General features: G+C 58.3%; 13 protein-coding genes and 1 tRNA gene. 12 read left to right on the top strand and 2 right to left on the bottom strand.

What is annotated here, in order from left to right:
• The 3 genes from MLC59_RS02335 to MLC59_RS02325 all read left to right on the top strand — a co-directional run.
• Nucleotides 1-461: hypothetical protein (locus MLC59_RS02335; RefSeq protein WP_248230529.1), on the top strand; the 461-nt coding region annotated here is incomplete at its 5' end.
• Nucleotides 461-1,597, top strand: a complete 1,137-nt coding sequence (locus MLC59_RS02330; protein ID WP_248230527.1) for an ATP-binding protein — start codon at nt 461-463, stop codon at nt 1,595-1,597. The genes MLC59_RS02335 and MLC59_RS02330, both read left to right, overlap by 1 nt.
• 64 nt (nt 1,598-1,661) lie before the next feature.
• A complete protein-coding gene (locus MLC59_RS02325) occupies nt 1,662-2,987 on the top strand; it encodes a TniQ family protein (RefSeq protein WP_248230525.1) in 1,326 nt (441 codons plus the stop codon).
• A gap of 231 nt (nt 2,988-3,218) precedes the next feature.
• Here MLC59_RS02325 and MLC59_RS02320 read toward each other — a convergent pair.
• Nucleotides 3,219-3,305 (bottom strand) — tRNA-Leu (locus tag MLC59_RS02320).
• A 405-nt stretch (nt 3,306-3,710) separates the two neighbouring features.
• On the opposite strand from MLC59_RS02320, the gene rnr reads away from it, so the two are divergent.
• From rnr to MLC59_RS02275, 9 genes are all read left to right on the top strand, one after another.
• Nucleotides 3,711-6,224: a ribonuclease R gene (gene rnr / locus MLC59_RS02315; RefSeq protein WP_248230523.1), complete on the top strand. Its 2,514-nt coding sequence runs from the start codon at nt 3,711-3,713 to the stop codon at nt 6,222-6,224.
• Between the two features lie 18 nt (nt 6,225-6,242).
• Nucleotides 6,243-6,986, top strand: a complete 744-nt coding sequence (rlmB, locus tag MLC59_RS02310; protein WP_248230521.1) for a 23S rRNA (guanosine(2251)-2'-O)-methyltransferase RlmB — start codon at nt 6,243-6,245, stop codon at nt 6,984-6,986.
• A 217-nt stretch (nt 6,987-7,203) separates the two neighbouring features.
• Nucleotides 7,204-7,614 carry a 30S ribosomal protein S6 gene (rpsF, locus tag MLC59_RS02305; RefSeq protein ID WP_248230519.1) on the top strand — a complete coding sequence of 137 codons (411 nt, stop codon included), beginning with the start codon at nt 7,204-7,206 and terminating at the stop codon, nt 7,612-7,614.
• 30 nt (nt 7,615-7,644) lie between these two features.
• A complete protein-coding gene (rpsR, locus tag MLC59_RS02300; protein ID WP_007154918.1) occupies nt 7,645-7,875 on the top strand; it encodes a 30S ribosomal protein S18 in 231 nt (76 codons plus the stop codon).
• Between the two features lie 21 nt (nt 7,876-7,896).
• Entirely contained in the window at nt 7,897-8,763 is an 867-nt protein-coding gene (locus MLC59_RS02295; protein WP_248230518.1) for a YybS family protein, read from the top strand.
• Nucleotides 8,764-8,783: 20 nt separating this feature from the next.
• Entirely contained in the window at nt 8,784-9,230 is a 447-nt protein-coding gene (gene rplI / locus MLC59_RS02290) for a 50S ribosomal protein L9 (RefSeq protein WP_248230516.1), read from the top strand.
• Nucleotides 9,231-9,424: 194 nt separating this feature from the next.
• Nucleotides 9,425-10,822: a replicative DNA helicase gene (gene dnaB, locus MLC59_RS02285; RefSeq protein WP_248230515.1), complete on the top strand. Its 1,398-nt coding sequence runs from the start codon at nt 9,425-9,427 to the stop codon at nt 10,820-10,822.
• Entirely contained in the window at nt 10,822-11,928 is a 1,107-nt protein-coding gene (alr, locus tag MLC59_RS02280; RefSeq protein WP_248230513.1) for an alanine racemase, read from the top strand. The genes dnaB and alr overlap by 1 nt, the downstream gene beginning before the upstream one ends.
• Nucleotides 11,925-12,824, top strand: a complete 900-nt coding sequence (locus MLC59_RS02275; protein WP_248230511.1) for an SDR family oxidoreductase — start codon at nt 11,925-11,927, stop codon at nt 12,822-12,824. Before alr ends, MLC59_RS02275 begins: the two co-directional genes overlap by 4 nt.
• On the opposite strand, the gene fnr is transcribed toward MLC59_RS02275, so the two are convergent.
• Nucleotides 12,771-13,514 carry a fumarate/nitrate reduction transcriptional regulator Fnr gene (gene fnr / locus MLC59_RS02270; RefSeq protein ID WP_248230509.1) on the bottom strand — a complete coding sequence of 248 codons (744 nt, stop codon included), beginning with the start codon at nt 13,512-13,514 and terminating at the stop codon, nt 12,771-12,773. The genes MLC59_RS02275 and fnr overlap by 54 nt on opposite strands.
• Nucleotides 13,515-13,557: the final 43 nt, after the last annotated feature.

Raw genomic sequence — 13,557 nt, 5'->3', positions numbered from 1 at the left:
ACCGACTCCAGCGTGATGGCCGTGTGCAAATCGGTCACGATCCCCGGAATGACCGGTCACGTTCGCCGGAATACGCACATGTTTATGCCTTTGCAAATAAGACCTGGCACAAGTGTCGTGTGATCAGTCATTACGAAGTCTTCCGGGGGCGAACCGAAAGAGAGTTACACGTGCTTTTGGAAGAGCATCGGAAAACAGCCGCCAACTTTGCCCAGTCAAGAAACCAGACCATGCGCCAGATCGCCGGCTTGTTCGAGCGAGTTCAGTCGACAGAAGAAAGTCTCTCGATAAGCCAGCAGGCGCGTGATCAGGAGCAACTCCACGATCACAAAAAGGGAGTGGCCAGAGCTGATTTAAAAAGTACGCCTAAACCCCACGAACACGCCAGTGAACCAGACTTGGGTTCAGAGATTTTGTCCTTTCAGATCGACTATTCAGCGGCAATTCCGGAGGATTTTTGATGCGGCATCCCCAGACAAAGGTGCGACCAGATTTATTCGAGGCCAGTGATGAGATTCGTTGCGCTTATTTTGACTCAGGCTTCGTGCTTCGACACGACAAGTTGAGTGGTGTGTTTCAGGATTCCGTGACTGCACTGCAGGAAAGGACGGGCAAACACATGATCATCGCGGCGGGTCCTACTGGTGTTGGAAAGACAACGCTAGCAAAGCGCTTGACTGACTATGTATACCGCGAGCTGGTGCCGCAGTGGCACGAAGATCCCGGATGCATTCCCTGCGTTTGTGTTGAACTTCGGATGGAATCGCAGGCCGCTTTCGATTGGAAAGAATTGTACCGGCAAGTTCTGGTTGCTCTGAGAGAACCCTTGGTCGATCAGAAATCTAAAATTAAAACGTCGACAGACCACCAACTAGGTCATGTCATGACCGGTGGGCACATGTCGGTGGCTCGGCTACGAACCGAAATGGAACAGGCCATCAAGGACCGGAAGACTCAAGTACTGATCCTGGATGAATTGCAGCATCTCTTTAAACACGGTATTGGGAAGGTCGAGCAGTATTATGACGTTTTAAAGTCCATTTCTTCGCGCACCGGTTGCACGCTGGTCGGCATTGGAACCTATGAGCTCTGCTTTATGATGGATTGGAGCGCCCAGATGAATCGGGTCACCAGTTACATACAGTTCCCCAGGTACGATTTCAGCTCTGAGCTCGATCAGCAGTCTTTTTTCAACGCCTACAGCGGCCTTTTGGCCCATGTGCCGATGAATCTTGATGAGAGGTTGTTGAAGCCCAATCTCGAGTATTTTTATATCGGCTGCTGTGGCTGCGTGGGTATTTTGAAAGATTGGGTCTACCGAGCAATGAAGCGAGCGCTCGCCTCCGATGCTAACAGCCTCAGTCAGGCTCATTTTGAGGCCACGATGCATCCGCTTAAAGCGATAAAACGGATGGTTGAGGAAATCAGGGAGGGTGAAGACAGTTTCTGTCAACCAGACCTAGAGGAGGTTCGGCGCGAATTGCTCGGTGCTTCTCAGATGTCCGGCGCAGTGGAACAGAAATCGAAACGTGGTCGTTCAAAGGGACAGCTGCCAGGTGTTCGGAAGCCAGGGAGGGATCCAGTCCATGTATCATGAAGAGTACCTATGCGCTCATCCAAGGAGTACCTTCCGCGCCATAGCGCCCAGAGGCGAGGGCGAAATGACAGAATCCCTCACTTCTTATGTGGGACGCATCGCCTGGCACCACTCGGTAAAACCCGCATTGCTAATCAGTTCAACGATTGATGTTGGCAAGTCTTCAGGGTTTCTCAAATCTGAAGTTGCGACCTGTTTCAATTCGTTGACGAGCAAGTCTGGAGCCATTGCGCAGAAGGTCTCCGAACTGGTCGGCCTACCTGTTGAGACTGTTGCTGCGATGACACTGGTGCATCTCCATGATTATGTTGATCACAGTGCTCGAGGTTTGATCAGAAAGAAAAAACAATGGTGTCCGAAGTGTTATCACGAAGACGACTCATCGGGAGAGAGATTCGATCGACTGGCGTGGAGCCTGGAGCGTGTGTCGCATTGCTCAGAGCATAAATGCAAGTTGAGGGATTTCTGCCATCACTGCCTTGAATCTCAGCCTTATCTGTCGACGAAGGTGCCCGTTGGATACTGCCACCACTGTCAAAAATCCTTATCGGAAAGTTTTCATGTGGTTTGTGGAGAGGAGGAGTACGAGGAGAGCCTGGTTTTTTGCTCTCTGGTGTCCGGGCTCAACCAGCCGCCGCCTGAAGTGTCAGAAGAGCACCTGATATCAGAGCTAAGTCGACTGGTTCTGCTGTTTTCCGATGAGGGCGTACCGCGTTTAGCTCGTTATCTGAAAATTGATCGCCATTGCATGGAGCTCTGGTTAAGCGGAGAGACCAAGCCGGCTATATCCAGCGTGGAGAAAGTCTTTGGGCATTTTGGACTGCCATGGGCTGATATTCTTGTAGGTAGAATCGGAGTAATCGAGGCACAAAAACGAACTAAGCATCGGCGACTCCGTCCCAACCGAAAGAACATTAAGACCTGCCCGCGAGGCGAGCTTCGAGTCGTTGACGGGGAGGTTCTTGGTAAAGAAGAGCCGTCTCTTAAACAGCTCAGGCGAGCGCATTCGATTGAGCAGATCAATCGTTATCTGGATGCCATTCTGAACGGAGAAATGATCCCACACTCAAGATCGAAGATAGCGTCCTCTCTCGGCGTCTCCGTCGGTTACCTTGAGTCCCTATTCGGCATGAAGGTTCGGCGGGTCTCAGATCTCTACAAAGAGTATCGGGACGGCCTCAGCTTGACGCGCTCAGAGCAGTTGAGAGAGGCAATTCAGGCGGCTGTCCTTACAACCATTGAAGAAGGAGAAGCGCCATCTTGGAAAAATGTCACTAGCCATCTTCCGGAAGATCTACAGAAGCGTCATTCAATGGCAGAAATGTCGAGGATTCGCGTAGAGGTTCTTGCGTCGTTGTGGGGTGAGGCTAATGACGCCATGGCTTCCTGAAGCAATTTACTTCCTCAATTTGCGCGAATTGAGTGGGAAATCTGGAAGCATAACGTTTCCATGACTGAGCGTTTTCCCGTAAGGAGCTGATTAATAACTGGTTTCAGTTTCAGGCCAAGAACGCTTAGGCTTTGACAGGATCAATCAGATAGGCGGGGAGAAGGATATAGTTTCCGGATCGGAATGCTTATGAGTAAAACGACAGATTAGACCATTTCCTGGGGAAAGAAATGGTGCCGAGGAGAGGACTTGAACCTCCACGGGGTTGCCCCCACTAGCACCTGAAGCTAGCGTGTCTACCAATTTCACCACCTCGGCAGGTGACTACAACTTCTGGCTATATTACTGAATTCTTTTTCGAATTCAAGCCTTTGGTTGCTGGCTTCGGCTTGTCGCCTCAACCGATGGCGCGTACTTTAATGATTCGATTCGGAGCTGTCAAACATTTTTTCGGGTGAATTCATAAAAAAATCACAGTGCGTAGGGATGATCCCTTAAGGCTATTTCCCGGCTTTGTTAGGCCGGGGCGGGGGCTGGGCGTTATACTCCCGGTACATTCATGCCAGATCCGGTGCGCCAGGTGCTGTCTGGTCCGGGTAATTCGACAGTGCTTTGACCGTGTCATGGGCAGAGCGTTGCCGAATTAACCGGACGTCAGACGGGCGCGCCCGGACCTGGTTGGGCTGGCGTATGCCGCCTATAACCAGAGGAAAGAGAGAAACCATGGTTTCCAGGAAAGAGCCGCGCGATCCCCATGCGGATCGCGAAGCACAGAAATACGATAACCCGATACAGAGCCGGGAATTCATTCTCGAGCATCTTCGCCAGCGGGGGGCGCCCGCGACCCACGAGACCCTGTGCGAGGAACTTGGCCAGACCAGCGAGGAGGGCATTGAAGCCCTGCGCCGCCGGCTGATCGCCATGTGTCGTGACGGGCAGATGATCTGTAACCGTAAGGGGCGTTACCTGCCCATTGATGAGGCCGACCTGGTCACCGGCCGGGTGTCCGGGCACAAGGATGGCTTTGGCTTCCTGATGCCGGACGATGGGGGCTCCGATCTGTTCCTCAGTGCCCGCCAGATGCGCCAGGTCTTTCATGGCGACCGCGTGGCTGCACGGGTAGAAAGTGTGGATGACCGTGGTCGGCGGGAAGGAAAGGTCGTTGAGGTGCTTGAGCACCGCACCACTCAGACGGTTGGCCGGTTGTTCCGGGAAAGCGGCATCTCCTTTATCGTGCCGGAGAACCCCCGCATCAATAACGAGATCATGATTGCCGAGGAAGATTGCGGCAAGGCTCGCCACGGGCAGTATGTGGTGGTGGATATCGTGCGTCAGCCAACCCAGCGTACCAAGCCCACCGGCCGGGTGGTGGAAGTGTTGGGCGAGCACATGGCGCCAGGTATGGAAATCGATGTGGCCATCCGCTCCTACGATATTCCCCACGCCTGGCCGCCGGAAGTGGGGCACCAGGCCGCTGCGATTGCCGATGAGGTAAAGCCGGAGGACAAGGAAAACCGGGTGGATATCCGGCACCTGCCGCTGGTCACTATCGATGATGAGACAGCGCGGGACTTTGACGATGCCCTCTATTGTGAGCGCCGTCCCCGGGGCGGTTACCGTTTGCTGGTGGCCATTGCAGACGTGTCCCACTATGTCCGGCCGGGCTCGCCACTGGACGAGGAGGCCATAAACCGGGGGACCTCGGTGTACTTCCCGGACCATGTGGTGCCCATGTTGCCGGAGAAGCTCTCCAACGGGCTGTGTTCCCTGAACCCGGGGGTTGATCGACTCTGCATGGTGGCAGATGTGACGGTCAGTGCCTCTGGTCGTATCAGTGGCTACAAGTTTTACCAGGCCGTAATGCACAGCCATGCGCGCCTGACCTACACCAAGGTCAGCAAGATGCTGGAGCATCCGGATACCGAGAACGGCATCAGCCTGTGCCAGCTGTATTCCGATATCCTGCCTCAGCTGCATGACCTTTACGGACTGTATAAACTGCTGCGCAAGGCTCGCACAGAGCGTGGCGCGATCGACTTTGAAACCACCGAAACCCGGGTCATCTTCGATGCCAATCGCAAGATTGAGGAGATTGTTCCGGTACAGCGTAACGACGCGCACAAGATCGTTGAGGAGTGCATGCTCTGCGCCAACGTGGCCACGGCGCGCTTCCTGAAGAAGTACAGGATGCCGGCCCTGTACCGGGTGCACGACGGCCCGTCCGAAGAGCGGCTGCAGGCGGTGCGCCTGTTCCTGGGTGAGCTGGGTCTGCAACTCGGTGGTGGCGACAAGCCAACCTCGGCGGATTACCAGGAGTTGCTCAACAGTATCAAGGACCGGCCTGATGCCCATGTGATCCAGATGGTGATGCTGAGGTCCCTGAGCCAGGCGGTCTATAGCCCGGAAGAAAGTGGCCACTTCGGGCTGGGTTACTCCAGCTATGCTCACTTTACCTCGCCGATTCGTCGGTACCCGGACCTGATCGTGCACCGGGCTATAAAGTCCGTTGTGCATCGTGACGAGCCGGTCAAGGACGTAGAGCCGCCGCCCAGGCGTGATCCGGAGCTGGCGGAATACCCCTATGACCAGGCCCGGATGGTCCAGCTGGGTGAGCACTGCTCCATGACCGAGCGCCGGGCGGATGACGCCACCCGGGACGTGATGGCGTGGCTCAAGTGCGAGTTCCTGCGGGAGCATGTGGGTGAGACCTTCGACGGTGTTATCGCCGCGGTGGTGCCTTTTGGTTTCTTTGTCGAGCTGGAGGGCATCTATATAGAAGGTCTGGTGCACATTTCTACCCTGGGTGGGGATTACTACCACCATGACTCTGCCAAGCATCGCCTGGTGGGCGAGCGGACGGCGACCAGTTTCCGCCTGGGTGATGAAGTGCGGGTGCAGGTTGTTCGGGTGGACCTGGATGATCGCAAGATTGACCTGGAGCTGGTCAGTGAACCAAGCCGGCGGTCCGGTGGTCGCAAGGCGTCCGGTAAGGGCGGAGCTAGTAGTGCGAAAGGCAAGGCTGCAGAGCACCAGGCCGGGGACAGCAAGGCCGGCAAGGGTGGCAAGGGCCGCTCCCGTTCCCGCAAGCCTTCCGCCAAGGATCAGTTAGCGGCGGAAGCGTCCCGGGAGGCTTCCAGGAAGTCGTCGGGAAAGCGGGGTGATGATAGCAAGTCCGCCTCGGGCAAGGGCCCAGGTCGCAGGGGCGGCGGTCGCAAGAAAACCGGCGCCAGCCGATAACCGGGAAGGAAAGACGACGTGTCGGAAGAATTTGTCTTTGGCTGGCATGCGGTGGACGCGGTTCTGAAAAAGGAGCCGGAGCGACTGCAGCAGGTCTGGATTCAGCAGGGTCGGCAGGATCGCCGGGTCAGGCAGATTACCGAAGGACTGGATCAGCTCGGGGTGCGCTGGCAGGTAGTGCATCGCAAGGAGCTGGATGCCCGGGTTTCCGGTGCCCATCAGGGAGTCGTGGCCCAGGTCAGCGAGAGCCGGGAGTGGACCGAGGATGATCTTTACCGGATGCTGGCGGGCCGGTCGGAGCCGCCGCTGCTGCTCATCCTGGATGGTGTGACCGATCCTCACAATCTCGGCGCGTGCATGCGCACCGCCGATGGGGCGGGAGTGGCGGCGGTGATCGTACCGAAAGACAAATCCGCCACGCTCAACCCCATCGCGCGCAAGGTTGCCTGCGGCGCCGCGGAAACCATCCCCTTTGTGCGGGTCACCAACCTGGCGCGCTGCCTGCGCACCTTGCAGGAGCAGGGTGTCTGGCTGATCGGCACGGCCGGCGAGGCTGGGGTCTCCCTGTACCAGGCGGATTTCAAGGGACCTGTTGGCCTGGTGATGGGTGCCGAAGGTAAGGGCATGCGGCGCCTCACCCGCGAGCACTGTGATCACTTGATCAAGATCCCCATGCACGGCCTGGTGGACAGTCTCAATGTGTCGGTTGCGACCGGGGTCTGCCTCTACGAGGCTGTGCGCCAGCGTCAGGGCGCCGGATAGCTTGCAACGAATCCCCCATGGGCATAGAATGCGTCACCCCTTTTTTCAAGGGGCGGGGTTTTGTTGTCTGAAATCTGCATTATCTTGCGGATTTTACTGACAAATCCCCAAAATCGGCAGTTCAGGCGCCTGTGTTTACAGGCACCAGCTGCCAACTCCTTGCTTCCTGCAGAGCGGATACACCTGCTGGAGGCTGTTCAAACCGTAGGGAGAAAACATGCGTCACTACGAAATCGTATTCATGGTGCATCCCGATCAGAGCGAGCAAGTGCCCGCGATGATCGAGCGTTACACCGGCCTCATCACCGATGATGGCGGTCAGATTCACCGTCTTGAGGATTGGGGGCGCCGTCACCTGGCCTACCCGATCAACAAGATCCACAAGGCTCACTACGTCCTGATGAACGTTGAATGTTCACAGGCCGCACTGGACGAGCTGGCTCACAACTTCCGTTTCAACGATGCGATCATCCGTGACCTGGTGATCCGTCGTGATGGTCCGGACACAGAAATGTCTCCGATGAAGGCAGCTGAGTCCCGGGAAGATCGTCGTTCCGACGACCGTCCGCGTCGCACCACTGAGAACAGTGAGCGTCGTGAGGAAAAGTCCCAGGACGAAGAAGAGTAATCACCCCATCCGGAGTTGAGGAGTTTATCAATGGCTCGTTTTTTCAGACGTCGTAAGTTCTGCCGCTTCACGGCAGAAGGTGTCAAAGAGATCGATTACAAGGATCTGGACACCCTGAAAGGTTACATCACTGAAACCGGCAAGATCGTGCCCAGCCGTATCACCGGCACCAAGGCCCGTTATCAGCGTCAGCTGGCGACCGCCATCAAGCGCGCTCGTTACCTGGCCCTGCTGCCGTACTCGGACAGCCACGACAACTAAGATCGTACAGGACCCGGGACCATGCGTGCACTGGCACAGTATGTAATGCGCGGTCCCCTGCAAGCGGGCGGCGTTGCTGCCCTTGCAACCGCGATACCCTATCTGTCATGGATAGGCGCAGCGGTTGTTGGCCTGGTCATACTCCGCCTGGGGGTTACCCAGGGGCTCAATGTTGCCCTCTGGGCGCTGTTGCCGGCCCTGGGCTGGGCCTGGATTGGCAATGAGCCGACAGTCATATCGGTGTTGTTGCTGGTATTTCTGATGACCGCGGTACTTCGCAGTACCGTGTCCTGGGAGAAGAGCCTGCTGGCAGGCTCCGGACTCGGGCTGGTCATCGGCCTGGCGTTGCCGGTGCTGTTTTCCGGCATGCTGCAGCAAGTGACCGAAGCGTTCATGAGTCTTTATGAGTGGGCGTATCCGGACATGGCGCAGCAGCTGGGCGGCGAGCTTGAGCCGGCCCTTCGCAGTATGGTGGAGGGTCTTATGCCGGGCTCCTATCTGGGCATGGCTGTCGCGGTGGCGATGCTGTCCAGGTACTGGCAGGCCGCACTGTATAACCCGGGCGGTTTCCGCCGTGAGTTTCACGGCTTCCGTCTGTCACGCGGCGTAGCGGCACTGTGTGTGTTGTTGCTGCTGGTGGCCCCGGTCATCGGAATCAATCCGATGCTGCTGGGCTGGGTGGCCGGTCTGCCGCTGCTGGTGGCTGGTATCGCGCTGGTACATGGTGTGGTCGGTCGCAGGAACGCCAGTAACCTGTGGCTCGTGGTGTTCTACGCCTTGCTTGTGGTTCAGGGTTTTACGATCAGTTTGTTGTTGATGCTGTTGGCAATTGTGGATAGCTGGCTGGATATCCGGGGCCGTATAAAGCCTGCCGGTCCGGCTGAATAAAGCACGAAGAGGTTAACGAGATGGAAGTTATTCTGCTCGAAAAAGTGGCAAACCTGGGTTCCCTGGGTGACAAGGTCAAGGTCAAGTCCGGCTATGGCCGTAACTACCTGCTGCCTTACGGCAAGGCCGTAGCAGCGACCACCGAAAACCTGCAGGCGTTCGAAGAGCGCCGTGCAGAACTGGAAAAGGCTGCCGCCGACAAGCTGGCTGCTGCCCAGTCCCGTGCCGAGGCGCTGGAAGGTCAGTCCTTCACTATCAGCTCCAAGGCCGGTGACGAAGGCAAGCTGTTCGGTTCTATCGGTGTTCGCGACATCTCTGACGCCATCACTGCTGGCGGCACTGAAGTCGAGAAGAGCGAAGTTCGTCTGCCGGAAGGCCCGATCCGGGTTACCGGTGAGTACGAAATCGAGCTTCAGCTGCATTCTGACGTGACTGTCACCGTTCAGCTGGCGGTTGTCGCCGACTGAACTCCGAGTCCGTCATGAAGTGAGGCCCTGTGGACGGCGCTGCCAGTCCACGGGGTTCTCAGTTTCACAGGCCCGGACTGCTCAGGCAGCTTCCGGGCCTGTGTGTTTCTGGTATCCTTGAATATCCCCGCCTGCTCCGAAATCCAGGGCCGGCCCGGGTGACTCCATTCGTATTCCGGTATCCGAGAAAGTCCATGGCCACCAGCAGTTTCAAGGCGTCCAGCAGTGATCTGGAAACCTCCAGGGTAAAGATTCCTCCCCATTCCGTGGAAGCCGAGCAGGCCGTACTGGGTGGCCTGATGCTGGATAACCGGCGCTTTGATGAAGTATCCGAGGTGGTGACCGCCGGTGACTTCTATCGCCAGGATCATCGCCTGATCTATGCCGCTGTCGAGCGCCTCGCCTCCGAGAGCGAACCACTCGATGTGGTTACCCTGGCAGAGTACCTGGAAAGGGCCGGGGATATTGAAGACGCCGGTGGCCTTTCCTACCTGGCGGAGCTGGCGGAAAAGACCCCCAGCGCGGCGAACATTCGCGCCTATGCCCAGATCGTGGCCGAGCGCTCCATTCTGCGGCAGCTGATCGAGGTTTCCGGAGGCATCGTGGACTCGGCCTTCAACCCCCAGGGCCGGACCAGCTCCGATCTCCTGGATGAGGCCGAGCGCAATGTGTTTCGTATCGCCGAGTCCCGCACCAAGGAAGGCTCAGGCCCGAAGGCCATTAACCCCATTCTTACCCAGGCGCTGACCCGCATCGAAGAGCTGTTCGAGTCCGGGGAGAAGGTGACCGGTCTGACCACTGGCTTTACCGACCTGGATGAGTGGACTTCCGGTATGCAGCCGGCGGACCTGATTATCGTGGCGGGTCGTCCTTCCATGGGTAAGACCACCTTTGCCATGAATATCGTGGAAAACGCCCTGTTGTCTTCCGGGGAGCCCATCCTGGTGTTCAGTATGGAAATGCCGGCGGACTCGATCGTCATGCGTATGCTGTCGTCGCTCGGGCGAATCGACCAGACCCGTATGCGCAGCGGCAAGCTGGAGGAGGAGGACTGGCCGAGGCTCACGTCCGCCGTCAGTTTGTTGAAGGACAAGCCTCTCTATATTGACGATACCCCCGGCCTCAGCCCCACCGAGATGCGCTCCCGTGCCCGCCGTATCGCCCGGGAGAACGGTGGCAAGCTCAGCCTGATCATGGTGGACTATCTGCAGCTGATGCGGGTACCGGGTAACACCGAGGGGCGGACGGCCGAGATCTCCGAGATCTCCCGGTCCCTGAAAGGCCTGGCCAAGGAACTCAGCTGCCCGGTGGTCGCCCTGTCGCAGTTGAATCGTAGCCTGGAGCAGCGGCCCAACAAGCGACCGGTAAACTCGGACCTGCGGGAATCCGGCGCTATTGAGCAGGATGCAGACGTGATCATGTTCGTGTACCGGGATGAGGTCTATAACGAGGATACCCAGGACAAGGGCATTGCCGAGATTATCATCGGCAAGCAACGGAATGGCCCCATTGGTACCGTGCGCCTCGCCTTTATTGGCAAGTACACCAAGTTCGAAGACCTGGCCCACGGCAGTTACGGCGGGGATTACTGATGCCGCGAGCCACCGTTGCCCGTATACACCTGGACAACCTGCGCCATAACTTCCGTATCGCGAAAGAGCGGGCAGCCCCGGCTCGTGCCATGGCGGTGGTCAAGGCGGACGGCTACGGGCATGGTATCGAGCGTGTAGCACGGGCGCTCTCCGGTGATACCGACTACTATGCAGTCGCCTGCCTGGAAGAGGCGGCTGTGCTGAGAGCGGCTGGTCTGTCCCAGCCCGTCCTGTTGATGCAGGGGGTTCATGAGGCGGATGATCTGCGCATTTCCGAGGCCGAGAATTTTACGGTCGTGGTCCATTCACCCCATCAGCTGGACTGGCTGAAAGCCGGCCACGGTCGCCCGGAGGTCTGGCTCAAGGTCAACTCCGGCATGAATCGCCTGGGGTTCGCGCCGGCGGACCTGGGCAGGGTGCGGGAGCAACTGGCTCAGGCAGGTATCAGGGTTGCCGGTGTAATGACTCACTTTGCCTGTGCCGACGATGAGCAGAGCCAGGGCACCGCACAGCAGACAGAGGTGTTTGACCGGTCTACGACGGGGCTGGGAGACATTGTGCGGAGTGTGGCCAACTCTGCGGCGCATTTCAGGCCCGGCCAGCCCCTGTTTGACCGTACCCGGCCCGGCATCATGGTTTACGGGGGTTCTCCCATGCTGGAACGTTACGGACCGGAACTGGGCTTAAAGGCTGTGATGACCCTGGAATCGCGGCTGATTGCCACCCGGGAGCTGGCGACCGGCGATGCCGTTGGCTATGGCGAAACCTGGCGAGCTACCCGGCCCACCCGCATGGGTATGGTGTGTATCGGTTACGGCGATGGCTATCCCCGTCATGCGGTGAATGGCACGCCGGTATGGATCCGGGGTACCCGGGCACCGTTAATCGGCCGGGTTTCCATGGACATGCTGGCGGTTGACCTGGGCGATATACCCGCGGCAACCATTGGCGATACGGTGGAGCTCTGGGGTGAGCATATCCCCGTTGATGAAGTGGCGGCCTGCGCCGGTACGATCAGCTATGAGTTGCTGACCGGAGTCACCCGCCGAGTACCCCGGGTTGAAACCGGGGCGTCCACGTCTGTGAACACAGGATCTGATTTGTGAATGTTCTGGTAGTCCATGACAACGGTGTGCTGGCCCGGCTGTTACTGAAGCAGTTGGGGAGCACCCACCTTGACGTGACCCCCTTGCTGATCAGCGATCTGTCAGACCTTGATCTGTCAGGCGTGGAGCAATGGGTGCCCCGCACCACCGACCTCATCGTCAACGCCATGTGGCTGACGGACCCGGAAGCCGCCGAGGCCGACCCGGAGCTGGCCCGCACCAAGGCCTTTTCGTTGCCCATGGCCCTGGCGGAGCATGCCGCCGCCAACGACATGATCCTGTTGCAGTTGTCCACCTCCTATGTATTTGACGGTCGCAAGCAAAGCGCCTACCTGTCGTCCAACCCGGGCAATCCCATTGGCCAGCTGGGTATCTGGCAGTGGGAATGCGAACAGGTCATGCGCACCGTGTTACCCCGGCATATCCTTGTACGCACCGGGTGGGGGCTGCAACGGTTTATCCGCAAGGTGCACCAGGCGGCGGTGGCGAAAGAGCCGTTACGCCTGTCTGGCCGTCATCACGGGCAACCGGTAACCACCAGTGACCTGGCGCGGGTGCTGCGGGCGGTGGTGCTGCAGCTGGACTGCGGTGCGGAAGTCTGGGGGACCTACCAGTACGCAGGCGCTGAGGAGGTCAGTCAGTATGATCTCGGCCTTGCCCTGGCCGATATGCCTGAGCTCAATGGAAAAGGTGGGGAGAGAGCAGTGCACGTGGTGGACGAACTGCCGGCGTGGGCCGCTGTCGAGCCGGAGAATGCCACCCTGGTATCCACCAAGATCCGCAACACATTCGGCGTCAAACAGTCGCCCTGGCGCGCTGCCCTTGAGGACGAGCTTGCCCTGTCAGGGCTGGGCGTTACCCAGGGCCATGGTCTGAAGGGCCTCAAGGTCGACTAGCTCGATATCGCGCCCCTTGGCGCGGATCAGCCCCTGATTCTGGAAACGGGTGAACACCCGGCTGACGGTCTCTACCGCCAGGCCCAGGAAGTTGGCGATGTCATTGCGGGCCATGGGCAGGTTGAAGTGGGTCGGTGACAGCTTGCGGCGCTGGAAGCGGCTGGACAGGGAAAGCAGCAGCGCGGCAATGCGCTCTTCCGCCGTGTTCTTGCTCAGTAGCACCGACAGCTGATGGCTGTTGCGGATTTCCTGGCTCATCAGGTGGAACATGTGGTGCTGCAGGCCGGGCAGGGTGTTGGCCAGGTTCTCGAGCTGCTCCACGGGAATTTCGCAGACGCTGGTGCGCTCCAGTGCCTTGGCTGTCGAGGCATGGATCTCGTCACTCATGCTGTCCAGGCCCACCAGTTCACCGGGCATGAAAAAGCCGGTGATCTGCTCATCCCCCGATTCGGTAATCACGGACGTCTTGATGGCGCCGCTTTTCACCGCATAACAGGAGCGGAAGGGCGTGCTCTGGGTAAATACCTGCTCACCCCGGTTAAAGATGCGGTCACGATTTACCACCTCGTCCAGGCGGTTCATGTCGGTACTGTCCAGTGCCAGCGGCAGGCAGAGGTTGCTCAGGCTGCAGCGCTGGCAGGATGACTTGGAAATCGACGACATCTGATTGACGGGGATGGACTGACTCATGATAACCCTGGTTGATTCATATCAATCACACGATAATACGCCC

This window comes from Marinobacter bryozoorum, from assembly GCF_023156245.1.
Lineage (GTDB): Bacteria > Pseudomonadota > Gammaproteobacteria > Pseudomonadales > Oleiphilaceae > Marinobacter > Marinobacter bryozoorum.
The sequence above is the reverse complement of the archived record's forward strand: the minus strand, read 5'-3'. Positions and strand labels throughout refer to the sequence as shown.